Origin of the sequence: Methanosarcina sp. MTP4, from assembly GCF_000970045.1 — an archaeon.
In the GTDB taxonomy this organism is placed as follows: Archaea; Halobacteriota; Methanosarcinia; order Methanosarcinales; family Methanosarcinaceae; genus MTP4.
In genome coordinates, this window is record NZ_CP009505.1 from 749,523 (window position 1) to 773,109 (window position 23,587).

Consider the following 23,587-nt stretch of genomic DNA (forward strand, 5'->3'; position numbering starts at 1 on the left):
CTTTAACCACTGAAAGCACGGAAAACACTGAATAAAAGAAATAGAGGCATAATCCTTCCGTGTTTTCCGTGTTTTCAGTGGTTAGTGTGTAAATATTCGTGTTCGGGACTATAGTTAAGAAGAAGTCTCTCGAATCTATTTCAAATATATTTGAAATAACTCGACATACTTAAAATTTCCTATTTTAATATAATTTAAAATAAATCTGGAAAAAGAGGGTGATTTTTAATTTAGTTTGGCGTTTTGTCCACATACACCAGTTTAAGTCCCTATGTACACTATCATATGTCCACTATCATATGTCCACTATCTTATGTCCGCTGTTTCAGAATTTGCCTTCTGGATTTCAGGTTTCCTCTTGAAATGCTTTTCTCATTTCTTTCAGTTTCTCACTAACATACTGCCCTTTTTCACAGTGAGATCCTACTTTCGGACTGCAGCTTATGAGCAACCCCATGACCCTGTCGGCTTCGCTGTAGTACTCCAGGTCCTCGAGCCTGTCAAGGAGTCCGGCCAGGCGCTGGTTAAATTCCCTGCATTTTTCATAATTGCCCTGTGCCTGTTCGTGGATTTCGCAAATTTCTTCCAGTTCTTTGAGGATTTCAGGCCATTTTTTTTTGCCGGTCATGTGGAGTGGGTCCTGTTAAGCAATTTTTTCAGCATATTCCTTCCGGTGAAGCCTTTTCCCCGGGAAAGTAAGATGTCCTTGAATTTAAAAATATTATTCGACAGCTGGAATATTTGATTTCGGGTACTTTAAAACATTATACATTTAAAACGTATACTCACTATCACAGTGTTCCATCAGGTCTCCCACAAGGACCGCATAAAAGTCTTCCGGAACTATCACTTTTTTTCCGGACCTGATGGCTCTGGCCTCAAGGTCTTCCTTGCAGGCATATATTCCGCAGGAAGGCAAGGTCTCAATCCCGGCAAGCAAATGGTATACGCCGTCCCCTGCCAGGTATAGTCTGGAGGTTTCGGACCGGGCAATTAATTTGAAGCACAGTTCCGACCTGGGGTTTCCGGGTGGTTTTGTAAGCAAGAATATATCTTTTCTATCTGGTTCCATATTTCCCTCCGGTTCACTCAGTTACTTCAAAGAAGAATCACGCAGTCCAAGTTTTCCATTGCTTCCAGAAAATCCCCTTCATCCGCCAGTTCCACTGTTTCTATCAGGGTCTCCCACATAAGGCCCCTCTCCAGAAGAGAGGGTTCATGGGCCAGCACCTTAAGTTCCCCGTAAACGTAGAGAATATCTGCAAGGTTGGGCATGCCCAGCCCTCTGCTTTTCTGCCCTGCAGCTGCCAGGTAAACTCCGTCCCCGTAAAGTCCCAGGGTCACGTCCATCTCATTAAGGCAAACTGCAGCTGCATTTAAAGTGCCAAAGGCTTTTTCGCTGCCATAGGGGGCAGTATCCAGAAGATAAAATACGGATTTCATTGAACTCTGCACCTCACAAAAGTCCGTGCCAATTTTGCCGGCTTCATCGGGACAGGGAGATTACCCTATCGCTACTTCTTAACATTTCAGAGAGTTCATAAAGGCTGGTGATCTTTATTCCGGTCTCGTAGCCTTCACAGTTCTCCTTTGCCGGCCCTTCTTCCGGAAGGTAACCTCTGGCAGCAGCACATCTTGCACAGGCTCTTATGACTGCTCCTTTCTCCGCAAGCCCGGCAAAAAGTTCTCCTGCGCTGGTGAACATGGAGGCACTCTGTCCTCTTTTGGGGATGTGCACCGCGTCCAGGTAAAGAAATATGTTCACTTGATATCGTTTAAGTGCTTCATCGGCGAGTTTGCAGGCAATCTCAGCATGTTCGGAAATATAAGGGCCATCGGTGAGCACTATAGTAAGCGTCTTCAAAATTTCCTCCAATAAATTGTGGTTTAGGTAGCAGGGCTCAAACGTAGGCGGTCAAAGTCTGTAGATGTTCATGATTATCTGTGTACTCCGGTTCTTTAAGGAGTGTACACATGTCCAGAGTGACCTGTCCGGCCATAAGTCTTATGGCAAAGCTGTAACAGCCCTGTTCACCGCACTTGCCACAGTTTGTCCGGGGAAGATATTTGTAGACCTCCATTAGTTCCACCTTTACTTTTTTCCTGGGAGTTGGGGCTACACCTTTTGCAATAGCTTCATTGATGGTGCTCTTCAGGCTTTCAAGCTCTTCTTTAGCTTCATCCTCGTTTTTTATCATCCTGATGGAGACTTTTCCACTACTGTAAATAGTTGTAATTATTTCTCCTTTTTGAATTATCAAGCTGCCTTTTCTACCCGAGTAATTGCTTCTGGGAAAGAGGGGCTCAAGGAGTTTCAGGATTCCACCAGGAGGTGGAAGCATATTTGCGCTTACCCTGAGTTTTAAGGGATCTGCTATGCAGGGCAAAAGCTGCCTTATCTCTAAAATCTCCACCGGCTTTGCCTGAAAAAAGTCTGCAGTTTTTTCCTCACTTCTTCCTGTTTTATTCTTCCGGAACTTCCTGCCATATTCACTCAGCTTCACAGTCTCTTCTTCAAACTCAATCAGACCTGCCTGTTGTAAAATCTTGAGGTGAAAGTCAAGGTTATTAGTCCCGATTATCTCTTCCAGTTCCCCGGCACTTCTATATCCGTTCTCCAGAAAGTTAATTATCTTCCTTCTGGTAACGTTGGCAACAGCAAAGTTCACGAGTTTTGTCTCATTCGGATTTCCCGGCATCTTTAACACCTATCAGTAACCGCTGAAGTCACCTTCTGAACCTTTATGCTTTATCGGTATCAAGAAAGCCTTTCCTTCTCTGCAATCCCGATACAGAACTTCCGGGCCAATTAAAAAGAAAGGGGCATGGTTTTTTTGATAAAACCGGGTCAGATGTATGCAGTCAGGACCTTCAGGTGTTCCTGATTGGTTGCATATTTCGCTTCTTTGAGGGGCGTACATTTGTCCAGAGGCAGTTCTCCGGCCATGAGCTTGATGGCAAAGGTGTAGCAGCCCTGTTCCCCGCAATCTTTGCAATCGGTTTTTGGCAGATACTTATAGATCTCCATTGGCTCGACCCTGACCTTCTCACGGGGCGCCGGAGCAACGCCTTTTGCTATTGCCTCGTTTATCGTTTCTTTCAGGCTATCAAGCATCTCTTTTGCCTCTCCCTCGTTTTTGACCATGGTTATGGTGACTTTTCCCGTACTGTAGATGGTTGTAATGACTTCCCCTTTCTGCGTTATCAGAGCCCCGATCCTGTCTGAATATCTACTTCTTGGAAAAATAGGCTCAAGGACCTTGAGGACTCCACCCAGGGGTGGGGCCATGTTTGCAATTGTCCTGAACTTTGTTGAATCGGCTATGCAGGGCAAAAGCTGCCTGATCTCCGTGAGTTCCACGGGTTTTGCCCGGGATAGGTCTGCAACTTTCTTTGCAGTTTCCCCGGATTTTCCTTCAATGAAGTTCCTTCCGTACTCGCTCAGACTTACGTTTCCCTCTTCCAGCTCTATCAGGTTTGCCTGCTGTAATAGCTTGAGATGGTAGTCCAGCATGGCTTTTCCGACTACCTCTCCAATCTCCTCTATTGTCCTATCTCCCTCTACCAGGAAGTTCATCACTTTCCGTCGGGTGCCATTGGCCAGGGCATTATTCACCAGTTTTATCTCTTTCGGGTCTCCAGGCATTTTCACATCCTCCCTAATTCCGTGGCCGAAATCTCTGCACACATCAGTTTTTTCCGGAGGCTTTTTTTGGAGTGTGCCTCTTTCTGCGGAGCTTGCAGCCACAATCCAATATATTTTTAATGTCTCTTTGAGTTTGTATTTATAGATTGCTGTTTCAATTTATTTTGAAACCACTGTATTATAAAAAGAATTAAATCAGTTGTGGAATGGGGCAAACCGGAACTGGAAGGTAAAAAGGAAGCAAGAATAAAACAAAAAAGAAAACAAAAAAGGAAATAATTTTGGGTCCCGGTTTCCCCGGAACCCCTTTCAAATATCCTGCGCAGGATTTCTTTCACTCAGATAAAACCGATGTCGTAGGCTGTTTCCCCGTGGATTGCGAGGTCCAGGCCTGCCTCCTCTTCTTCCTCGGAGACCTTGACAGGGGTTATCGCGTTGATAAGGACCAGCATGATATAGGTGAAGACGAAGCCGTAGATTGAGGCCCCGATGACTGCAGCCAGCTGTTTGAGAAAGAAGGCTCCTCCCCCGTAGAGCAGCCCGTCCGCTCCCATAGGGTTTACGGCGGTTGAGGCAAAGACCCCTAAAAGGATGGAGCCGAGCACTCCACCCATGCCGTGAACGCCCCAGACGTCCAGGGCATCATCCCATCCCATCCTGTTTTTAAGGTGGACCGCAAAGTAGCAGACTACACCTCCCATGATGCCCATGAAGGCTGCCACGGGCATGGAAATCAGGCCTGCGGCCGGGGTGACGGTGGCAAGTCCCGCAACGGCTCCGGTCATGAAGCCCACGAACTTGGGCTTTCTCTCATTATACCATTCAATGATCAGCCAGGTGATTGCCGCAAAAGAAGCCGCTATGTCGGTGTTCAGGAAGGCAAGGGCCGTAATCCCGTCAGCGTTGAGTTCGCTCCCGGCGTTAAACCCGTACCATCCGAACCAGAGGAGTGCCGTCCCTATGGCCATTAAGGGGATACTATTGGGTTTATGGTCCTTGAATTTCCTTGAACCTACGAAGGAAACGGCTGCCAGGGCAGCAAAGCCTGCGGTCGCATGCACCACGATTCCTCCCGCAAAGTCCAGGACTCCCCACTCGGCCAGCAGGCCCCCGCCCCATACCATGTGGACGAAGGGATAGTAGACAAAAAGCTGCCAGAGCACCAGGAAAATCATGTAGGCCTTGAAGGTGACCCTGTTTACAAAAGCCCCCGTTATCAGGGCCGGGGTGATGATTGCAAACATCATCTGGTAAGCCACGAAAACGATTTCCGGAAACCTCCCGTCTCCAAAAGCACTTGTTGGGGTAATTCCGTGCAGGAAAGCCTTGTCCAGGTTGCCTATGATGGCTCCATCTCCCCCGCTGAAACAGAGGGAGTAGCCGACTATAAACCACAAAATAGTTGTAACTCCCAGAGAGACAAAGCTCTGCATCATTATACCAAGAATATTGCGCTTGCAGGCAAGCCCTCCGTAGAAGAAGGCCAGGCCCGGGGTCATAAGCATCACCAGGCTTGTCGCAAGCAACATAAAACCAGTCGAACCGGTATCAAACATCATATCATCCCTTCTTTATATAATAACTCGGAAACCAAAGGTTTCTTTCCTTCTTCCGACTTTGTGTTATTTAACTTTGCCAAATAATGTATCCTGATCTCGAACTTAATCGAAATGTTTAAATTATATTGGCAGAGAAATAGGATACCTTCTGGTGGTCACAATGAAGTACATAATTGCAATGATAAGGCCTGAAAGGCTTTCCGCGGTCAAGAACGAGCTTCAGAAAATTGAAGTAAACCGGTTGACAGTATCGTCTGCTTCTGGATATGGTGCGCAAGGAGGGCATCTGGAAATCTACAAGGCAATGGAATCCGAAGCGAACCTCCTTGAGAAAATCAGGCTTGAAATTGCAGTAAATGATGATTTTCTTGAAGCAACGATTGAAGCGATAAAGACGGGCGCAAAGGGCAACGACGGGCATGTCGGAAGCGGTAAGATCTTCGTGCTGCCCCTTGAAAACGTTATAAGGATCCGCACGGATGAAAGCGGACCTGTTGCTATCTGAGGTGGGGTGGAAAATGGGTATCGTAGCAGCAGACACTGTATGGGTAATGATTTCTTCCGCACTTGTTTTGTTAATGCTTCCCGGGCTTGCCCTTTTCTACGGCGGGCTGGTTCAGCGCAAAAATGTCCTGAGCAGCATGATGCACTCGTTTGTTGCGATGGGCATCATGGCTATAGAATGGGTAGTAATAGGTTACTCCCTTGCTTTCGGAAGCGGCAACTGGTTTATAGGTGGGCTAGAGCACGCATTCCTGCAGGGGATTGACCCTTATTCGGTAACGGGAACCATTCCCACATATGCCTTTGTCGTATTTCAGGGGATGTTTGCAATAATTACGCCCGCCCTTATCTCCGGGGCCATTGTCGGGCGTGTCAAGTTCAAGTCATATATCGCATTTATCGCACTCTGGGGGCTTTTAGTCTATGCCCCGGTCTGCCACTGGGTCTGGGGAGGTGGCTTCCTTACAGGAGAAGCTCTGGACTTTGCAGGCGGCACTGTTGTCCATGTAACTTCGGGCATTTCCTCCCTTGCAATCCTGGTCTACCTCGGCAAGAGGAGAGGGTACGGCTTCGACTCCATAGAACCCCACAACCTAACCCTTACCCTGCTAGGGGCAGGGCTTCTCTGGTTCGGATGGTTCGGGTTCAATGCCGGCTCGGCCCTGGCTGCAAATGAGATCGCGGCAGTCGCGTTTATTACGACCCTCATCGCACCCGCAGCCGCATCCCTTACCTGGATGGCTGTAGAATGGATGCATGCGGGAAAGCCAACTGCTATCGGGTTCGCCTCAGGTATCCTTGCCGGGCTTGTTGCAATCACCCCTGCAGCCGGTTTTGTCACGCCTATGGCAGCAATTCCGATCGGTGTGATCTCCGGAATTATCTGCTACATGGCTGTGGAGCTCAAAGGCAAGCTCGGATATGACGATTCCCTGGACGCTTTCGGGGTCCACGGGGTCGGCGGAATAACAGGTGCCCTTTTAACAGGCGTGTTTGCAAGCGTGGGAGCCACGGGACTTCTTCTTGGCAACCCGCAGCAGCTAATTCTCCAGCTTGAAGGGGTAGTTATAACGATTCTTTACGCAGTTGTCTGCACAATCATAATCGGATTTGTGCTCCAGAAAACTATAGGGTTCAAGGTAAGCGTAAGCGAGGAAAACATCGGGCTTGACAGGACCCAGCACGGCGAGATCGCATACAACGTTTGAGTGCAGGTAATCTTTTATTTGCACTTTTCACCTTTCTTTGATTTTCTTTTTTTCAAGTTTTCACCTGCATTTTTTGTTTCTTTTCGACTTTACACCTGCATTATTTTTTTTCAAGCTTTCACCTGAATTTTTTGGTTTCTTCTCGACTTTTTTATTAAGTTTTTCCCATACGAGAGCTTTTATTTCCTAAAAACGAATTCAGAAATATGTTTGAAGAAATAGGTAGTGTAAGAAACGAAGCCGATGCAGAGGCCCTCGGGCTACTTGCTCTCTTCAGGGACAGCATAAGTGAAATTCGCCTGAATGAGCCGGAGTCCGTATCCACATATTTCAACCCGGATTACTCGCATTACATCGTTGTCCATACCCCTCTTTCCATTCGGTATCCTGAAAAAAGGGAGGAATGGAACCTTCGTTTTTCCGGGAACGCCGGGGTCTCGCTTGTGGAACTGGTGGTGGCCGATGAGAGCACTGCCTGCGTGAAAGGCCTGATGGCCGTAAACGGCTCAAAAGTCTATGCAATTCTCCCGTACACCTCAATAGATGCGGAAAAAGCGGAAGCTGCCCGGTATCCGGAAGACCGGATGGGTAGGGTAAGAGCCGGGGTCCTTCCTGAAGTCCTTCCCGGAATCAGAGGGAAAACGGTCCTGGATGTAGGCTGTGGTTTTGGTGGAATCACGATGGAAATCGCAAGGAATAATCCCGGCTCGAAGGTTTACGGGATCGAAATCCATGAATCCCTTACCGCCCAGGCGCAGATGGACGCCGATGTCCAGGGGGTTCCCAACGTTGAGTTCAGGACCGGAAGTGCCTATGCCCTTCCCTTTGAAGCCGGCTCTATCGAAACGGCAACCTGCTTTTTCATGCTCCATCACCTTCAAGATATCCGGCATGCTCTCTTTGAAATCAAAAGAGTCCTGAAATCCGGAGGAGAACTGATAGCTGTCGAACCGCTTATCCAGCATCATGACCACGGGCCTCAGCTTTTGGAAGCTGAGTGGAAAGAGCTTTTCGAAGGGGCGGAGTTTGATACGGTGGTGGAAAGTAAACCTGGGGCCGTAGTCCTGAAGGGAATGAAAAAACAACTTTGACACTGGCCTTCGATTCCAGTTTTGATTTTAGTTTTGAGCTTCGACTCTAACTTCGACTCTAACTTCGACTCTAACTTCGACTCTAACTTCGACTCTAACTCCGACTCTAACTCCGACTCTAACTTCGATTTTGAACTTGACTTTGGCAACAATTATTTACTATTTGATTGATACAGAAGATCCAGACATGATCCCTCAAGCCTCCTATGACATCATAGTGGTGGGCGCAGGCCCTGCAGGCTCCACTGCCGCCATGTACGCCGCAAGAAGCGGTGCCTCAGTCCTTTTTATTGACAAAAAACAGGAAATCGGAAATCCAATCCAGTGCGCAGGTTTCCTCCCCGACGCAGGGGAAGTCCGTGCACTCCTCCCGGATGCCATACTGCCCGAAACCCTTGACAACTGCCCTGATTCCTGCATTCTCCAGCCAATCAAAACCCAGCGCATTATTCCTCCGAACGGCAGCGTGACGGAATTCCCTGTAGGAGGCACAGTCCTCGACCGCCGCCGTTACGACCAGTTCCTGGCAGAGCAGGCAGCCCGGGCAGGGGCGGAACTTATGGTAAAGACCCGCGTGACAAAGGTCGAAGGAACAACAGTTGAGACCTCCGGGGTCTTCGGGAAACACAGGATCAGTGCAAAAGCAGTAATCGGAGCCGACGGCCCCAATTCCCTGGTCGCAAAGTCAAAAGGGCTTTCCTGGAAACCCGGCTCGAAAGAAACCTCTGTTGCCATCGAGTACCAGGTCAGGAACGCCGATATCGACCCCGATGCCCTGGAGATGTATTTCGGAAAAGACTTCGTCCCCGGGGGCTATGCCTGGATCTTCCCCGAAGGCAAGGACAGGGCAAACGTGGGAATCGGGGTCCGCACCGGGATGGCAGAAAAAGGGGTCTCTGCAAAAGAGTACCTGCACCGTTTCATGCGCAACCACCCCCTGGCAGCCCCCAAACTGAAAAATGCCTCTGTCATGAACGTTATCGCAGGCATTATCCCTGTAAACGGTGCCCCGGAAAAAACGGCAACAGAAGATGCTCTAATAGTTGGCGACGCTGCCGGGCACGTCATCGCAACAAACGGAGGCGGAATCCCTCCTGCCATGATTGCTGGAAAAATCGCAGGAGAAACCGCTGCTGAGTTTGTGGCCGGGAAATGCAAACTCGAAGAATATGACCGGCGCTGGAGACAGCAGTTTGGCAAAGGGCTTGAAACTTCGGTGCAGGCAAGGCAGCTCATGGATGGGATCATGAAGTCCGACACCCTCATGAACGCGGCTTTCAAGTTCATCTCTCCCGAGCAGATGAAAGCCATGCAGTGCGGAAAAATGCCTGCCGCCGTAAAAATGGGGCTGCAGGCCCTTAACCGGAAGAAAAAGTAAGCAAATGGAAATTGGGGGCGAAGCTTTCGCTTTTGATAGTATTCGGTTCTGTTGGCGTTTGTTTTTGTTTCAAGCTTCTGCAGTACCTTCAACAGCTGTTTCCTCTTCCTTCTCCCCTGCCTCCCCCATTTTCCTTAACTCGGTTTGTGCATCTTCCTTATTGTACCTAGCTTCAGGATAAATCGACCTTATTTCAAGTGCTTTGTCGAAGCAGGCAATGGCGTCCTCATACCTTTTAAGGACCACGTATTCAAGCCCTTTGAGGTTCCAGGCCCCGGCAAAGTCAGGCTTTAGCTCGATCACTTTGTCGAAGTATTCGATCTTTTTCTCGGGATCGGTTTCACCAACTGCGAGCCGGTACCACTCCTCTGCGGTCTTGCCTTCGATTTTCTTTTTCAGCAGTTTGTCCAGAAATCCCAACGACATCACTCCCTGTTAAATATGGGCTTTACTGGCAGAAATAAGTAGTGTCAGAAAAGGTCGTGACAGAAATCGGTCGTGACAGAAATCGGTCGTGATAGAAGTAGGTCGTGACAGCCTTAAAGCCTTTAGATCTCTTTTTTGGAAGCTGACGCTATCTGATGTATGTTTATTGAATCCCGGTTTTTTTGTCTTGCCAGCTTCAAGGTTTTTTCAAGCTTTCAGAACTTTCCAGACCCTGAGGTTTTTTCAAGCTTTGAGGGTTTCTTCCGGCCTTCCGAGTTTCTGGAGGAAATTTCCTTTTTCATTCCAGGCAGCAGTTGACCGGGGATCTAGCTTGAGAGCTTTATTATAACATCCCAAGGCATCTTCGTATCTCCCGAGGGTGGCCAGGACGTCGCACATGTTGAACCAGATATTTGCATTGTCCATCCTTAGTTCCAGCGCTTTTTCATATGCTTCAAGGGCTTCTTCGAGTTTTCCTAATTTAACTAAAACAATCCCCCTGTCATTCCACGGGCCTGCAAACTCCGGTTCAAGTTCAATGGCTCTGTCACAGGCTTCAAGCGCTTCCTCGTATCTCTCAAGCACGTAGAATGAAGCTGCCATGCTTCCCCAGGCCCTGAAAGATGCCGGGTTTAGCCAGAGGGCTTTTTTGAGGGCTTCGAGGGCTTCCTCATGCTTTTTAAGTTTGCGGAGTACTTTTCCCTTTCTGGTCCAGGAAGAAGCATCTTCAGGGCCTATTGAAAGTCCCTTCTCATAAGCCTCAAGTGCTTCTTCACACTTCCCGATAGTTTCCAGGGTATCTCCCATACAAAGCCAGACTTTTGAAAATTCAGGTTCAATGGAAATGGCTCTGTCAAAACAGTAGAGGGCTTTTTGCGCATTTCCAATTCGAGTATAAGAAATTCCTTTATTGAGCCAGGTCTCGGCAGTCTCAGGTTCCCGGGAAAGGATCTTTTTATAACATTCAACGGCTTCTCCGTACCTGGCTGCAGCGAAAAGGGCATTCCCTTTATATACCAGTGTTTTCAGGGAGTCAGGGCCGATTTCAAGAGCCCTGTCATAACATTTGCTTGCACTTTCTGCAACCCCGAGTTCCAGCAGGGTATTTCCTTTTTCAATCCAGGCTTCAACATACTCAGGATTGCTTTTTAAGGCCCTGGCGTAATACAGCAATTTTTCTTCCGGGTCTGATGTGTCCAGGCCCTTCTCAAACCATTCTTTAGCCCGTTTACGGTTAATAACGTTATTTCCGGTTTCCCCATTTTTTTTCCTTCGACTAATTGTATCACCCCATAGATACATGTCCCCAAAAGCCAGGTATGGCTTTTTTAATTCTTGTCCTTTACGAAGTTCAACCTTTTAAAACTTTTTATTTCATTCCATAATTTTTTAAAATCTTATATTGACTTGCAATCACCTGTCTTATATGTGGCCAGCTGGTCAATATGGGGTCAAGTATGAGTACTCAATCACAGATGTTTTCCCGGGTAACTCCGTGATACCAGAACTCTTTCAGAGGCTTGGAAGGAAAAAGAGACGGGGTGCTAGTGAGTTTTACGGAAAGGGACAGGTGAAGGTAGAACTCTCAGCCTCCGAACTCCTCATTCCATTTCTCATACTTCGCAAGCTGCGCTTTCGTCAGGGGCGACCTTATCTTCTCAAACGCCGTTTCAAAATAATCAAACTTAAGGGAAGTTACATTCAGCTTCCTCTTCTCAAGTTCCTTGTAAGGCAGTTCCGCAAGCTTATCCAGGTCTTTATTCTCTTCCCGGATCATGTTCCACATAGCCTGCTGGCAGAGGTTCTGGAGGTCGCGGCCGGCGTAGAACTTTTCAACGCAGGTGGAAGCGAGCTTTTCCAGGTCAAGCTTTGAGGAGTCAAGGTCCTTTATGTGGATCTTGATAATCTCCTTGCAGGCGCTTTTGTCCGGGAGGGGCACCATGATACGGCGCGGGAACCTTGAGAGGACGGCTGCGTCCAGGTCCCAGGGGGTGTTGGTGGCTGCCAGGGTGAGCATTAGCCTGTTGCTCTTCTTGTCCTGCAGGCCGTCGAGTTCCGAGAGGAGGGTCGAGAGCAGGCGGCGGGAGGACTCGCTGGTTTCGCCTTCCCTGGAGAGGCTGATGGAGTCAAACTCGTCAATGAAAACAATTGATGGGGCATGGTTCCGGGCGGCTTTATAGAGGGCGGAAACCAGTTTTGAGGATTCTCCGAAGTACTTGGAAAGCACATTGTCAGCTTTTACATTGAAAAATTCGGCATCAAGGCTGCCGGCGGCAGCGGCAGCAAGGAGAGTCTTTCCGGTCCCCGGGGGCCCGAAGAGCATGATGCCTTTCCAGGGTTTGACCGAGCTTGGTTTCTGGAGCCCGGCAATGGCTATGGTTTCTTTCATAAGGCGCTTGACTTCTTCAAGGCCGCCGATGTCGTCCCAGTGGACAGAAGATTTCTCAATAAGGGCTTCGGCTTGAGCGAGCAGTTCGTCTTCACCTTCGACTTCCGCCCCTCCGGAACTTCCATTTCCGCTTCCACTTCCGCCTCCTCCTGTCCTGTCCGGACCGCTCCCAGTTCTTCCCCTGGATTTTCCGGAACGTGAAGACCCTTCCCTTTGTGCCCTGATGGAATTTTCCACATTACCAGCCATCCTTTCCCACTTTTCGGCTTTTTCAAGGTAGGCATTTTTCTGGGACGGGACTTTTTCGGCAAGGACTTTCATTATTTTTGCGCATTCCAGGGCTTTTTTCTTTGCCTTCCCGGCGTTTCCTTCGGCTTTTGCCTGCTTGTAATCTTTTGTGGCGTTTTCCAGGGAGGAGTACAGGGGGCCTGTCAGATCAACTTTCATTTGTGCACCTCATGGCGTCTTAATTATAGTCAATAACCCAAATTTTTTCATAAATCTCAAGTGACAATTTAACCACAGAAAGCACGGAAAACACGGAATAAAGGAAATAGGGCACAACCCTTCCGTGCTTTCCGTGTCTTCCGTGGTTTTTTTGGCTTTTATTTTCCGGATACCGTATTCCTGAATTTATTTTGGAACTTATTTCCGGAGCCTTTATTCTCCTTTCCCGGCTTTTGTTCCGGCTTCTGCCTCAGCCTCTTTCATCTTTTTCTCAAGATTTTCTTTATTGTACAGGGCTTCCCTGTAGGAGGGACGGATTGAAAGGGCTTCTTCATAGCATTTCATTGCCTCTTTGTACTCTCCCAGTTCGGCATGGGCATTTCCCAGAAGGTTCAAGGCGCCTGCAAAATTTGGCTTCAGCTTTACCACATTGCCGAAGCACTCAACCTTTTTTGCAGGGTCTTTTTCCTTTGCGCCCTGCTCGAACCAGTCCTGGGAAGTTTTTCCGTCGATTTTTTTAGTAAATATTTGTTCTAAGAATCCTTTCAGTCCCAAAGCTCTGCCTCCCTAAGTTTTTTACACGGAGTTTATATGGATTTTTATACCGGATTTATTCCAGGTCTTTTGGCCTGTACTCCTTGTTATCATTCACGACTTCTTCTGCTTCTTCAGGGTCAAGGTCCCCTTCTTTTACGGCGTGGATTGCGCTCAGGATATCGTCCAGGTCATCTTCCTGCTCGACTCCGGTCAGCATGGCCGTGGAGGTCATGTCAATGATGGAAGAGACAATCTCGTCCCGGTCCTGGGCTTCCAGGTTCTGGTTGACAAGCCAGTTTTCGAGCTTTTCGGGCTCGAGTTTCTTGACCTTGTCCCAGACCCCTGTTGCCTGGAGGTCAGCCTGGTGCTCCTTGAGGATCAGCATGTTGGAGACAGCCCGGAGTTCCTTATCGAGTTTCGCCTGGGCGGCGATTTTCATCTCCTTTCTCTGGGAAACTGTCTTGATCCTGCGGGCCAGGGTGAGTTCTTCACTTTTTGATTTGGCGGCTTTTGCTTTTTCGAAAAGTTTAGCTACCTCACTTTCCGTTGCCCTGACTTCAGCCTGGAGGTCTTCGATCTTGCGGTTCAGTTTAATCTCCATGACCCGGAGTTCTTCGGTCTTCATGGAGTCAATCGGGTCCTTGCTTCCGAACAGTTTTGAAAAGATGCCCATCCTTTCTCTCCCTCTAATTTTTTAGGCTCCTGTGCTGTAATGCTTCTTATCTTGTAGGCGTCAGGTCTTTCAAAACTCGGTTTCTTCCCTTTCCTTCTCAAGGCTCTTTTCAAGGGAGATGGTCTGCTCGACCTCGTCCACGTCCATTGCCCCGGTTTCAACGCTGCTCCAGGCGTCAAGGAGCTGGGACTCGGCTTCGTCTTCCCCTGCTTCGAATTCGGTTATGTCCATCTCGAAAACCCTGTTCAGGTCATTCAGGACTTCATCGAAGTCTTTTCCAACAAGGCTGGTGTTGATGAGGGCACTTTCGAAGTTCTCGGAGCCAATTTCTCCTATCTTGTCCCAGATCTTGTTTTTCTTGAGGTCCTGTTCGTACTTCTTGACCACAGTCAGGTTGGAGACGAACATGTACTGCTTGTTGATGGTCGTGAAGTTCTTGAGCTTAAGCCGGGCTTCGGTGTCAAGCTGCTTAATTTCCTGGGCAAGCATCTTCTTTTTCATCATGTCTGCCCCGACTCCCTCCTGGAACTTCTGCTTCTTGTCCTTCTCGATCTTATTGATGTCTTTCCTGATCCTTTCCATACGGTTCTTCAGGCGGATCTCCTCTTCCTGGAGGTCTCTAGTGTTCAGTTTGTCAACCGGGTTCTTCTTAAACGAGTCCATTATGTCCTTGATTCCCATGCTCATCACCTGCGGAGTTATTTCTTGCCTGATTTCAAGTTTAATTTGTAATGTCTACTTTCAAGTTTAATTTCTAATGTTATTTTCCAGTTTAATTTTTAATGTTATTTTCAAGTTTAATTTCTAATGTCTATTTGATCGTTTTAGTTGTTATATTTTATTTTTTTCAAGTTGTTTTTGGTATATTTTGCTCTCTTGCTGAGTTCAGATGCTTATTTTTCATGACTTTAAGTCTTGATAGATTATTAGCGAGTACGTGCTATATAAATTTTCCTCCAATATGGAGAATAACCCTCAATTTCCCAAATTCTGAATTTTAATAAATTTCCTGAAAACTTCATATATCCAAAACGGAGGTAAATTTATATAGGGCGATCTCCCTACTCTTTAAAGATGGAATATCTGTTTACCATTGATTACGGTTCGGACGCCGAACGCAAACGGATCGATTATACTGTCGAGCGGTGGAGTGATAGGGCAAAGGTAAAAAAGCCCAGGGGCGCCGTGCTGCTCTTCAAAGGCCCCGACGTGGACGAGTTCATTGAAGACCTCTATTCAAGGCTCGATATTGATGCCGGAAAGGTGGAGATTTTTCGGATTGAGCCGTATGAGCCGTCCGTTGAAAAACAGAGCCGAAAACTTGTTTATGAGAGCCCTGAGAGGTTTGAAGCTATCCAGAGCTTTTTGAATTATCTTATGAGCAAGCTCGGGGCCAGCTTTGAGTATTCCACTGAGAGTGCCAGTTACTACACCGCTTACACAAAAAAAGGGCAGGCAGAACTTGAGATCCGCTGGATCGGTTGTGCTGGTGGGGACGAGGGGGAAGAAAGGGCTCTCCGCTTTGTAATCAGCGTCGAAGGATATGGAAACGTTGTTGATTTTATTGCCGATAAGCTTGATGAAGAAATGAGAATTTTCCTTGGATAACTAAGGGACATAAATTCAGAAGACCGTTTATGCAAAATAGCACTGAAAATAAAAGTAATATAAATAACAAAGTACTGAATATAATAAAAGTACTGAAAATAATTTAAGAATATCAGCAGGGAAGACGAGTAGATTTCTTAGACGGTAGGGTGAGTACATTGTTTGCAGAGGGAAATATCGATTGTGCTGAAAAACTTCTGAAGCCCGCAAAAAGGGTTCTGAAAGTGGGGATGCCCGTAAAACACGATGCCTTTGAGCGAAGAGTCGATCTCTGGAATAAAATCCGGATGAATTACGACAGCTACCTGGATGAAGAATGCGGGACGTTTCTTAAAGACCTTGACCAGCACTTCTGCTCCCTTTTTGATGGTGCGCTCCTGGTGCTTGCGGCAAGTTTCAGGGAAAACGGGGAATTTTTCGGGGCTGCAAACATCTTCAGTGCCGAAGAAGTTGCACTTTACAGGAAAATTGAGCGCTACAACCTCTTTGAAATCCTCTCTGCAGACGATATACGGAAAAAACTCCTCCAGAAAGACGATAAGGTACTCGAGCTTCTCAGGGACTATTACGTTTCCATGGACTCCTGGGTGGGTGAACAGCTCGATGACCCTTCCCTCAGGCTCACTCTGCGCTATTACCTGAAGAAAAAATGGGACGGCTACAAGGAAAAGCTCAACTCCGCCGTCAGTTCCTCGGTCCTGGAACTGGACTGGCTCAAGTCTCTCATTAAATCCTGGGAATCCGCAACCGATGCAAAGGTCAAGGCAAGCACGAGGGAGCTTGGCGCGGAAAAAGAAAGGGCTGAGGCAGAAAAGGAACTTGCCGAGGCAGAGCTTGAAAAACTGGGTACGGAAAAAACCCTTGCAGAAGAAAGTCTGATACAGGCGGAGGCTGAAAAAGCCCATGCTGAAGCCGAGGCCCAGGGCCTTGAATCCGAAAAGGAAGAAGCAGAAGCCCGGATTAAGCTGCTTTCCGAAAAGAGGGATGAAGCCGAGTCTCTCCTTCAGGCAGTGGCCGAAGATAAGTCCCGGGCTGAGTCCCAGCTACAGGAAATTGCCTCCCAGAAAGCCGAAGCTGAGTCCAGGCTCAGGGAGATGCAGGCTGAAAGGTCCGGAAGCGAAGAACAGATAAAAGCCCTTGAGTCCGAAAAAGCAAAGGTTGAAGAACAGATCCAGGCCCTTGCTGCTGAAAAAGAGCTGGCGGAAAAGCAGGCCACTGAAATGGCTGCCGATAAGGCAAAGGTTGAAGAAAAGTTCAGGCGGCTTTCGGAAGAAAAAGCCCTGATAGAAGGAAAGGGCAGCAGGTACGTCAAACTTGAAGAAGTTAAGCAGTATGAGTTGAATTTCATTGGCAGGGTCGAGCACAAACTCGGAAACTCGGTAACCCTCTGCGGGAAAAACTACAAAGTGGACTCCCCCAGGGAAATCAAGCAGGTTGATACCTCCCGCTTTGCCGAAAGCTTCGGGCTCTCCGAGCGGGACCTGAAAAACCTTCCCGAAAACCGAGCCCTTCTTGCTTCTTTCGTGGAAAAGAAGCTCCTCGGGAAAAAGCAGAGGTACGACCTCAAAGCCCTCTTCTCCGCCCGCGTGGAGCGCTATGCAGAGTTTGGCTATGACACTGATCCCCTGGAACTCAAAGACGTCAATGCCTACCTTGTGGACGCCAGGGACGAAGCCCGGGAAAAAGGAGAATCTGCTCTCCTCTGCCTTGCCTCTCCTACCGGTTTTGAAGATGCCGTGGGCAGCTACATCAGCAGCGATGACTTCCACCGGAACTTCCTCTCAAAATACCTCTCAGTCTGCCTTCTTGACCTTGAAACCGGAAAGCAGCTCTACAACCCTCACGACACCCTCGCAAAGGAGTTTGCAGGAATCTGTGAGATGGAAACCGAATCCGAAAAGAGCGAAAAATTGAAACTTGAGGTCCGGAAAGCGATAGAAGACGGGCTTCTCGTAAAAGATTACGTGGTCTTTGGCGACCTGATGAAAAGCTTCGGGAACACCCCTGCTCTTAAGTCTCTGTTTTACGATTATGCTGATGAAGGGGGCTTGAAGATCCAGTTTGTTGAGGATGTGGGGCTCGTTCTGATGCGGGAAGGGGCGTAATTGGGGTTTATGGAATTCGTAGATTCCCTGAATCTCCTGAAAACCATTTAAGAAAATACTTATAGCGCTGTAAAATATATTCTTAATTGTTTTAAAATAATTTCAGAATAAGTTTAAAATACTCCGGCTCAAAAAAATTCCATCTCAAAACAACTCTTGTTTAAAACAATTAAGCCTCAAAACAACCCAAATTCAAAACAACTCCGATTCAAAATAACCCATATTCGAAACAATTCAGGTTCAAAATAACTCACTTTCAACCCTGGTGATTCCTATGACTAGAAAACCCCCCCTTCAACTGTTCTTACTTCTGGTCCTGCTCGGCTGCATGGTCCAGTGCGCGGCAGCCGGGTCCGGTGATGAGAATCCCTGGGTCTATGAACCTACCAATGACATCTATGGGATGTACGACGGGATAAACGATGTTTTCTGGGTATATGACCCTCTCGACGACGTCTTCTGGAAACTGGATGTGTATAATGGGGAAATCTCAGGGCTTACCGGATATTCGATAAGTTATGGCCTGGATAATGATCCATCAGGTCACTACGTTCTTTTTTGGGTTCAAGGGGCAACTGAATACGAAATCTTTGCCTACGACTCCGGTTCTGAACAGATTTTTCTGTATGACTCCTACAATGCAGCTTACTGGGCATATGAACCTGACCCGGACCTTGTCTGGGATTATGTTGATGCCGGGGAAATGTTTCCTGATGCCGGGGGTGCTGAAAGTGTCGAGTATGAAGACTGGACCGAGGAGTGGGCTGAGGACTGGGTTGTAGAAGAGGGGGTAGATTCTTCACTTTCATCCGAATCGGAGCCTTTCCTTACCAATGAAGAACTGGTTGACAGTCTGGTCTGGCATAGGACTGAAAACGAGGGCTATTTCTGGAGTTATGCTCCTGCAAGAGACTTTTTTTTGATGTATTCCCCTTACAACGGGATTCTGGCCGTTTATGAATCCAGGGAAGACCTGTGGCGAGTCTACGGGGAGCCTGAAGCCAGAGAAGTTGCCTGGCAAAGGGAAGGAGATCTCGGAATCGTCTGGATCTATGACTCGACTGAAGACCTTTTCTGGATTTATTATCCCGATTATGAATTTATACAGGGTTATTCGGTTTCCAGGGAACTTTTCTGGGACTTTCCGGTAGAGCGGCTGAACTTTGCCGGGGAAATGTCCGAGAGAGCTCAGAGTTCTTCTGCCGGTCAGGTGGCGCCGGAAAACCCTGACGATTCCTCCGGTGAGGGTGGTGGACTTCTTTTCCTGCTCTTTATCGTGGGCGGGCTATTTTTGCTAAAGCGGAGAAGATCTAAAAAGAAGGCAAAGGCTGCAATGTCTCCGGTTTCTCCGGATCCTTCTGGTTCTTCAAGTCCTTCAAATCCTTCCGGTAGTCAAAGTGTCTCCAGTACTTCCGATCCTGGCAGGGCATCGGATTATGAAGTGAAAGCAGCTGGCAAAAGCAAAGAAAATAAAAGTAAGGACAGTAAAAGCGAAGAAAATAAGAAAATGGACAATAAGGGTGAGAAAAAGGGCTTTGGCTGGAAAAAGCTGAAAAAAGAAAAAATCCCAGAGGAAAAAGGAGTTCCTGCGTCGGCTTCTCCAGTTGATGCGGCCCCCCCGGTAAAAGGTTCCCCTGTTATAGATCCCATCCCTCCGATGACTGATGCGGTTCCGCAGAATGCGGCTTCCACATATGCACCTGCACCTGCACCTGCGCCTGAATCTGTGCCTACGGGTGGTGAACAGCAGGTCGAAGGGGCAGGGGAAGAGAACGTGGGAGAAAAGGTTTCCCTGCCCGGTGACGGTGAGCTTTCCCCTGTTGAAGGTTTCCCTGCTGCGCTCCTTTCAAAATACGAGCCTTTTGAGCTGCTCGGAAAAGGCGGCTTTGCATCTGTTTATAAGGCAAAGAGGAAGGATGATGGCGAAATTTTGGCCCTGAAAATTCCGCGGATTGACGAAAAGACCAGCTCCTCTTTCATAAAAGAAGTGGCTGCCTGGTACAACCTGAACCATCCGAACATCGTAAGGCTGTATAAGTCCGACCTCCTGCCCGTGCCTTACCTGGAGATGGAATATGTTGAAGGGGTGGAAAAAGACGGCATTTCGATCCTGGAACTTGAAAAGTACCCGAAACCCCTGCCCGAAGCCGGAGCTTTGAAGCTTATCCGGGGAATTGCGGCAGGGCTTTCCCATGCCCATTCCAGGGGAATTTACCACCACGACTTAAAACCCCTTAACGTGCTCCTCCAGAGTGACCTGGACCCGAAGATCACAGACTTCGGGCTTGCGAAAATAGGGGCTAGAAACTCCCTGACCACTCACAACGCCTATTCTCCCCTCTACGCAGCTCCCGAACAGCTCGATGAAAAGCTTTACGGGAAACCTGACAGGAGGACTGACATCTACCAGCTCGGGATGATCTTTTACGAACTCCTTTGCGGGAAACTTCCCTATTCCGGGTGTTCCATGGGAGCCGTTCTCGGAAAAATTCTCTCCAAAGAAGTAAAGCCCGAAGCTATTTCCAGAGTCAACCCAACCCTTAGCCGTTACGAAGGTATCGTTGAAAAGATGCTTGCTCAGGAAAAAGCGGACCGGTACCAGGAAGTCCCGGAATTCCTTGCAGCCCTCGACGCTCTCGAAAGGCTGGACCGGGAAGAAGATGAAATGAAAGAAAGCCTGGAAAAGACAAAACAGACCCTCAAAATAAGCACGAGCCGGGAAGATATCAAAAAGATTGTCTGTGAAGTGGTTGAAAAGACCGCAAAGGTTGCTCTTCTTTATGCAGGTGTTAACGAGAAGCCCGAACTTTTGAAAGCTCTGGAAGACCTCCGGGGTTATGCCGGGGAAAACCTCCCGGAACTTGACAGTGCGATTTCTCAGCTGGAGTACATGGTCTGGAACGGGATTCCCGTAGGAAAGGAGTTCGAAGAAAGCCTCAAAGTCCTGCTTGGGAGAATTGAGAGTGAATCCGGGAAAGAATGAACCGGAAATTATAGTCTCGAACGTAAATATTTACACTTACATATAACCACGGAAGACACGGAAGACATGGAAGAATTGTGCCTCTATCTCCTTTATTCCGGGTTTTCCGGGCTTTCTGTGGTTAAACTTTCACTTGAGATTGGTGAAAGAATTTGGGTCCTTGACTATAAATAAATAGGAAAAGAATGAACCGGAAATGAATAAGTGTCCTATTGGAAAAAGGAATACGAAAAAAGGAAAAATTTAACCTGCTTTATGCCAAAAGCAGGCTGGTTTCGTTGTTCAGGCTCATGAAGTCTGCGGTTATTATGAGTTTGGTAATGTTACCTTCGCTGGTCACTTCATAGCTGACATTGCGCTCGCTGCAGTTTGCCTGCATTGTCGTTATCTTTTCCGTAAGCTCGGGTTCGGGGTTCTGGAAGATGGTTGTCTGGCTGTAACTCCCGTCATCGAGTTTTCTGATGTCTTTGTAGTACTGGGCGAAGGGGACTTCTTCAAACCCTGTGTTTGTGAAGACTTCCTGGTAGATGCTGTCTTCCGGAGATGCCTGGTTCAGGAGGTAATCATATTCGTGGGCAGAAGTTGTGTTTCCTTCCATGACGTCGATTACGCTTTCAACATTCTGGCGGGAACCGAGGATCACGGGGTTTCCGACAACGTTCCAGATGTCGTAAGTGTTGTTGGTCCTGGCAAGGAGCTGGTAGCCGCTGTACTCGACGGCTCCCCAGGGCATAATAATTTGCTGCTCAGGAATCTGGTGAAGTTCAAAACCTTTTCCGTCGGCGTAATTTGCACTGTATCTTTTCGTAACTTCGGCACCATAGAAGTTATTTATCATTTCCATGTCCCCGAGGGCCATTTCAAAGGGCGTGCCTTCCGTTTTTTGGAGATCAACATAGAGGGCGTTGACCGGTCCCCCTGGTGACATTTCCAGCCCGTCGGCAAGGGAATTAAATTCATGCTGGACCTGCTTTCCAGGGACCTGGTAGAATGCGATAATCTGGGCTTCCTCTGTTCCTTCTACAGGAACCGGGGTATCTTTATCTGTTTTAGAGTTAGTATTGACTAAGACCACAAAGACTGATAGAAACATCGTTGCGGCCAGGAAAATGGCCAAATATTTCTGGTTTTTTGTTGCTGGGTCCTTTTTCTTTTTCATTAGTGACTCCTCATAAGGTCAGGTAAATTACTCTTGAATGTAAAAACATACATCTGGTATCTAAATTTATTGGCATGAATAATTTTTCGTATTTGTTTTTCCTGAATTCAGAAAATGGTTTGAATTGAATTTTTGAATTGAATTTTTGAATTGAATTTTTGAATTGAATTTTTGAATTGAATTTTTGAATTGATTTCTTGAATTGAATTTTAAGTTAAATGCAAAAACTGAAGCTAAAATTGGAGCTAAAAATTGAAGCTAAAAATAAAGGTAAGAGTCAAAAGCTAAAGTTACATATAAAGTTTTATGGATTTCGGGGTTTCCCGAATTTAATCCATCGTGAGGATCTTTAGTACGTTGGTACCTCCCGGTTTTCCGGAGGCTGGGCCCTGGGTGTAGATTACGAGGTCTCCGGTCTTTGCTAAGCCGAGCTCTTTCGCCTTCTCCGTAGCTTTTTCCTCCCAGCCTTCAATCGGGTCTTTGACATAAATCGGGTAGACCCCATAGGATAGGGAGAGGCAGCTGCAGGTTTTCGGGAAACGGCTGAAAGCCAGGATCCAGGGTTCGGGCTTGAAACGGGAGATCCTGCGCGGGGTTGCCCCGCTCCGGGTCGGGGTAAGGATGGCAGCCACGGGAAGCTTCTGGAGCGCTTCGTGGACCTGGAGGGTGATAACTTCGTCCACGGACATTTCCCTTGCCAGGATACCCTGGAGAATTGTGTCGAGCCCCCATTTCGTCCTGATACGCCAGTTCTCGGTGGCTTTTGCGATTTTTGCCATCATTTCCACGGTTTCGGCGGGGTAGCTCCCGACTGCGGTTTCTTCCGAGAGCATTACCGCATCCGTTCCGTCCAGGATGGCGTTGGCAACGTCCGTCGCTTCGGCCCTGGTGGGGCGGACGTTATCGGTCATGGATATCAGCATCTGGGTAGCCGTGATCACCGGGATTCCGAGGAGTTTGGCTTTGTAAATGAGTTCTTTCTGAACTGCCGGCATCTCCTGAATTGGGATTTCCACCCCGAGGTCTCCCCTGGCAACCATCAGGGCATCGGCTTCTTCCAGGATCCCGTCGATGTTCTGGACTGCCTGCCCACGTTCGATCTTGGCAACTACGTAGACGGCTTTTCCCCGGTCTGCCGCAAAGTTCCGGACCTTCCGGATGTCCTCTGCCTTTTCCACGAAAGAAACGCTGAAGGTGTCCACTCCTTCGTCAAGGGCAAACTCCAGGATTTCAAGGTCTCTTTCAGTCACCGTGTCCAGGAAAATCTTTGCCCCGGGCAGGTTCAACCCTTTGTGGGAAAAGAGTTCCCCTCCTATAAGGATTTCACAATTCACGTCCTTCCCGGAAACCTCGAGACAGCGGAGCTGGATAAAGCCGTCCCTCAGGTAGATGAGGCTTCCTTTCTCCACACTCTCCGGGAGCTGTTCGTAGCTGACCGGGATGCGTTCTTCAGTGCCCAGGACATCTTTCACGGTTAGGGTGACCCTTTGCCCCTTGTGAAGCATAATGGGTTCTTTTTCAAGCTTGCCTATGCGGATCTTGGGGCCCGGGAGGTCTGCAAGGATGGCTACGACCCGATCAAGTTCCTCCGCGACCTTGCGGACTCGCCCGATCATCTCTCCGTGACTCTCGAAGTCTCCATGGGCAAAGTTGATCCTTGCCACGTTCATGCCTTTTAGCATCATTTCCCTGAGCATGCTCTCGGAAGAGGAGGCAGGGCCTATGGTGCATACGATCTTTGTCTTGTGGTCCGGAAATTGCATATTTTCACGGCCTTTCAATGTTCAAAGCCTTTTTTTAAAGCCTTTTTTCAAAGCCGTTTTTGGGATCTTTATTCTTTCAATTACATGATGCCCTTAAGATCCGGGCATTAA

23 protein-coding genes are annotated in these 23,587 nt (G+C 48.0%); 8 read left to right on the forward strand and 15 right to left on the reverse strand.

The window, feature by feature from the left end:
* Positions 1–346: 346 nt before the first annotated feature.
* From MSMTP_RS03435 to MSMTP_RS03465, 7 genes are all read right to left on the reverse strand, one after another.
* Complete coding sequence (locus MSMTP_RS03435; RefSeq protein WP_048177834.1) at positions 347–628, reverse strand: hypothetical protein; 282 nt, start codon at positions 626–628, stop codon at positions 347–349.
* A gap of 144 nt (positions 629–772) precedes the next feature.
* Positions 773–1,072, reverse strand: a complete 300-nt coding sequence (locus tag MSMTP_RS03440) for a DsrH/TusB family sulfur metabolism protein (protein ID WP_048177835.1) — start codon at positions 1,070–1,072, stop codon at positions 773–775.
* A gap of 26 nt (positions 1,073–1,098) precedes the next feature.
* Complete coding sequence (locus MSMTP_RS03445) at positions 1,099–1,443, reverse strand: DsrE family protein (protein WP_048177836.1); 345 nt, start codon at positions 1,441–1,443, stop codon at positions 1,099–1,101.
* A 43-nt stretch (positions 1,444–1,486) separates the two neighbouring features.
* Positions 1,487–1,864, reverse strand: a complete 378-nt coding sequence (locus tag MSMTP_RS03450; RefSeq protein WP_052718259.1) for a DsrE family protein — start codon at positions 1,862–1,864, stop codon at positions 1,487–1,489.
* A gap of 37 nt (positions 1,865–1,901) precedes the next feature.
* On the reverse strand, positions 1,902–2,699 hold the full coding sequence (locus tag MSMTP_RS03455) for a (Fe-S)-binding protein (protein WP_048177838.1): 798 nt from the start codon (positions 2,697–2,699) through the stop codon (positions 1,902–1,904).
* Positions 2,700–2,848: 149 nt separating this feature from the next.
* Positions 2,849–3,646 (reverse strand): (Fe-S)-binding protein, encoded by a 798-nt coding sequence (locus MSMTP_RS03460; protein ID WP_048182602.1) that lies wholly within the window; start codon positions 3,644–3,646, stop codon positions 2,849–2,851.
* 338 nt (positions 3,647–3,984) lie between these two features.
* The gene (locus MSMTP_RS03465) at positions 3,985–5,205 is read right to left on the reverse strand and encodes an ammonium transporter (RefSeq protein ID WP_048177839.1); all 1,221 of its coding nucleotides are present in this window, start codon (positions 5,203–5,205) and stop codon (positions 3,985–3,987) included.
* A 160-nt stretch (positions 5,206–5,365) separates the two neighbouring features.
* Here MSMTP_RS03465 and MSMTP_RS03470 point away from each other — a divergent pair, with 160 nt between their 5' ends.
* From MSMTP_RS03470 to MSMTP_RS03485, 5 genes are all read left to right on the forward strand, one after another.
* Complete coding sequence (locus tag MSMTP_RS03470) at positions 5,366–5,710, forward strand: P-II family nitrogen regulator (protein WP_048177840.1); 345 nt, start codon at positions 5,366–5,368, stop codon at positions 5,708–5,710.
* Positions 5,711–5,723: 13 nt separating this feature from the next.
* A complete protein-coding gene (locus MSMTP_RS03475) occupies positions 5,724–6,917 on the forward strand; it encodes an ammonium transporter (protein WP_048177841.1) in 1,194 nt (397 codons plus the stop codon).
* A 206-nt stretch (positions 6,918–7,123) separates the two neighbouring features.
* Positions 7,124–8,008, forward strand: coding sequence for a class I SAM-dependent methyltransferase (locus MSMTP_RS03480; protein ID WP_048177842.1), 885 nt, complete (start codon positions 7,124–7,126; stop codon positions 8,006–8,008).
* A 33-nt stretch (positions 8,009–8,041) separates the two neighbouring features.
* The gene (locus tag MSMTP_RS18920) at positions 8,042–8,179 is read left to right on the forward strand and encodes a hypothetical protein (RefSeq protein WP_197076132.1); all 138 of its coding nucleotides are present in this window, start codon (positions 8,042–8,044) and stop codon (positions 8,177–8,179) included.
* 16 nt (positions 8,180–8,195) lie between these two features.
* Positions 8,196–9,386, forward strand: a complete 1,191-nt coding sequence (locus MSMTP_RS03485) for a geranylgeranyl reductase family protein (protein ID WP_048177843.1) — start codon at positions 8,196–8,198, stop codon at positions 9,384–9,386.
* Between the two features lie 69 nt (positions 9,387–9,455).
* On the opposite strand, the gene MSMTP_RS03490 is transcribed toward MSMTP_RS03485, so the two are convergent.
* The 6 genes from MSMTP_RS03490 to MSMTP_RS03515 all read right to left on the reverse strand — a co-directional run bounded on the left by MSMTP_RS03490 (position 9,456) and on the right by MSMTP_RS03515 (position 14,539).
* The gene (locus tag MSMTP_RS03490; RefSeq protein ID WP_048177844.1) at positions 9,456–9,806 is read right to left on the reverse strand and encodes a tetratricopeptide repeat protein; all 351 of its coding nucleotides are present in this window, start codon (positions 9,804–9,806) and stop codon (positions 9,456–9,458) included.
* A 249-nt stretch (positions 9,807–10,055) separates the two neighbouring features.
* Positions 10,056–11,114, reverse strand: a complete 1,059-nt coding sequence (locus MSMTP_RS03495) for a tetratricopeptide repeat protein (RefSeq protein WP_052718260.1) — start codon at positions 11,112–11,114, stop codon at positions 10,056–10,058.
* Between the two features lie 283 nt (positions 11,115–11,397).
* Positions 11,398–12,648, reverse strand: coding sequence for a 26S protease regulatory subunit (locus tag MSMTP_RS03500; RefSeq protein ID WP_048177845.1), 1,251 nt, complete (start codon positions 12,646–12,648; stop codon positions 11,398–11,400).
* Between the two features lie 213 nt (positions 12,649–12,861).
* On the reverse strand, positions 12,862–13,203 hold the full coding sequence (locus MSMTP_RS03505) for a tetratricopeptide repeat protein (RefSeq protein WP_048177846.1): 342 nt from the start codon (positions 13,201–13,203) through the stop codon (positions 12,862–12,864).
* A gap of 55 nt (positions 13,204–13,258) precedes the next feature.
* Positions 13,259–13,858, reverse strand: a complete 600-nt coding sequence (locus MSMTP_RS03510; protein WP_048177847.1) for a hypothetical protein — start codon at positions 13,856–13,858, stop codon at positions 13,259–13,261.
* A 69-nt stretch (positions 13,859–13,927) separates the two neighbouring features.
* On the reverse strand, positions 13,928–14,539 hold the full coding sequence (locus MSMTP_RS03515) for a hypothetical protein (RefSeq protein WP_048177848.1): 612 nt from the start codon (positions 14,537–14,539) through the stop codon (positions 13,928–13,930).
* Between the two features lie 393 nt (positions 14,540–14,932).
* Here MSMTP_RS03515 and MSMTP_RS03520 point away from each other — a divergent pair, with 393 nt between their 5' ends.
* The 3 genes from MSMTP_RS03520 (at position 14,933) to MSMTP_RS03530 (ending at position 20,554) form a co-directional block, all read left to right on the forward strand.
* The gene (locus MSMTP_RS03520; RefSeq protein WP_048177849.1) at positions 14,933–15,466 is read left to right on the forward strand and encodes a hypothetical protein; all 534 of its coding nucleotides are present in this window, start codon (positions 14,933–14,935) and stop codon (positions 15,464–15,466) included.
* Between the two features lie 158 nt (positions 15,467–15,624).
* Positions 15,625–17,571: a hypothetical protein gene (locus MSMTP_RS03525; RefSeq protein ID WP_048177850.1), complete on the forward strand. Its 1,947-nt coding sequence runs from the start codon at positions 15,625–15,627 to the stop codon at positions 17,569–17,571.
* Positions 17,572–17,845: 274 nt separating this feature from the next.
* The gene (locus MSMTP_RS03530) at positions 17,846–20,554 is read left to right on the forward strand and encodes a serine/threonine-protein kinase (protein WP_197076133.1); all 2,709 of its coding nucleotides are present in this window, start codon (positions 17,846–17,848) and stop codon (positions 20,552–20,554) included.
* Positions 20,555–20,807: 253 nt separating this feature from the next.
* Here the strand turns inward: MSMTP_RS03530 and MSMTP_RS03535 are convergent, their stop codons facing one another.
* Both MSMTP_RS03535 and pyk read right to left on the reverse strand, forming a co-directional pair.
* Positions 20,808–21,713 (reverse strand): hypothetical protein, encoded by a 906-nt coding sequence (locus MSMTP_RS03535; protein ID WP_048177851.1) that lies wholly within the window; start codon positions 21,711–21,713, stop codon positions 20,808–20,810.
* Between the two features lie 329 nt (positions 21,714–22,042).
* A complete protein-coding gene (gene pyk, locus MSMTP_RS03540) occupies positions 22,043–23,476 on the reverse strand; it encodes a pyruvate kinase (protein WP_048182611.1) in 1,434 nt (477 codons plus the stop codon).
* Positions 23,477–23,587 lie beyond the last annotated feature (111 nt).

Excerpts from the sequence above, each read along its gene's own strand:
- MSMTP_RS03435 (WP_048177834.1), bottom strand. The coding sequence starts at position 628 with ATGACCGGCAAAAAAAAATGGCCTGAAATCCTCAAAGAACTGGAAGAA.
- MSMTP_RS03440 (WP_048177835.1), bottom strand. The coding sequence starts at position 1,072 with ATGGAACCAGATAGAAAAGATATATTCTTGCTTACAAAACCACCCGGA.
- MSMTP_RS03445 (WP_048177836.1), bottom strand. The coding sequence starts at position 1,443 with ATGAAATCCGTATTTTATCTTCTGGATACTGCCCCCTATGGCAGCGAA.
- MSMTP_RS03455 (WP_048177838.1), bottom strand. The coding sequence starts at position 2,699 with ATGCCGGGAAATCCGAATGAGACAAAACTCGTGAACTTTGCTGTTGCC.
- MSMTP_RS03460 (WP_048182602.1), bottom strand. The coding sequence starts at position 3,646 with ATGCCTGGAGACCCGAAAGAGATAAAACTGGTGAATAATGCCCTGGCC.
- MSMTP_RS03465 (WP_048177839.1), bottom strand. The coding sequence starts at position 5,205 with ATGATGTTTGATACCGGTTCGACTGGTTTTATGTTGCTTGCGACAAGC.
- MSMTP_RS03470 (WP_048177840.1), top strand. The coding sequence starts at position 5,366 with ATGAAGTACATAATTGCAATGATAAGGCCTGAAAGGCTTTCCGCGGTC.
- MSMTP_RS03475 (WP_048177841.1), top strand. The coding sequence starts at position 5,724 with ATGGGTATCGTAGCAGCAGACACTGTATGGGTAATGATTTCTTCCGCA.
- MSMTP_RS03480 (WP_048177842.1), top strand. The coding sequence starts at position 7,124 with ATGTTTGAAGAAATAGGTAGTGTAAGAAACGAAGCCGATGCAGAGGCC.
- MSMTP_RS03485 (WP_048177843.1), top strand. The coding sequence starts at position 8,196 with ATGATCCCTCAAGCCTCCTATGACATCATAGTGGTGGGCGCAGGCCCT.
- MSMTP_RS03495 (WP_052718260.1), bottom strand. The coding sequence starts at position 11,114 with ATGTATCTATGGGGTGATACAATTAGTCGAAGGAAAAAAAATGGGGAA.
- MSMTP_RS03500 (WP_048177845.1), bottom strand. The coding sequence starts at position 12,648 with ATGAAAGTTGATCTGACAGGCCCCCTGTACTCCTCCCTGGAAAACGCC.
- MSMTP_RS03510 (WP_048177847.1), bottom strand. The coding sequence starts at position 13,858 with ATGGGCATCTTTTCAAAACTGTTCGGAAGCAAGGACCCGATTGACTCC.
- MSMTP_RS03515 (WP_048177848.1), bottom strand. The coding sequence starts at position 14,539 with ATGGGAATCAAGGACATAATGGACTCGTTTAAGAAGAACCCGGTTGAC.
- MSMTP_RS03520 (WP_048177849.1), top strand. The coding sequence starts at position 14,933 with ATGGAATATCTGTTTACCATTGATTACGGTTCGGACGCCGAACGCAAA.
- MSMTP_RS03530 (WP_197076133.1), top strand. The coding sequence starts at position 17,846 with ATGACTAGAAAACCCCCCCTTCAACTGTTCTTACTTCTGGTCCTGCTC.
- MSMTP_RS03535 (WP_048177851.1), bottom strand. The coding sequence starts at position 21,713 with ATGAAAAAGAAAAAGGACCCAGCAACAAAAAACCAGAAATATTTGGCC.
- pyk (WP_048182611.1), bottom strand. The coding sequence starts at position 23,476 with ATGCAATTTCCGGACCACAAGACAAAGATCGTATGCACCATAGGCCCT.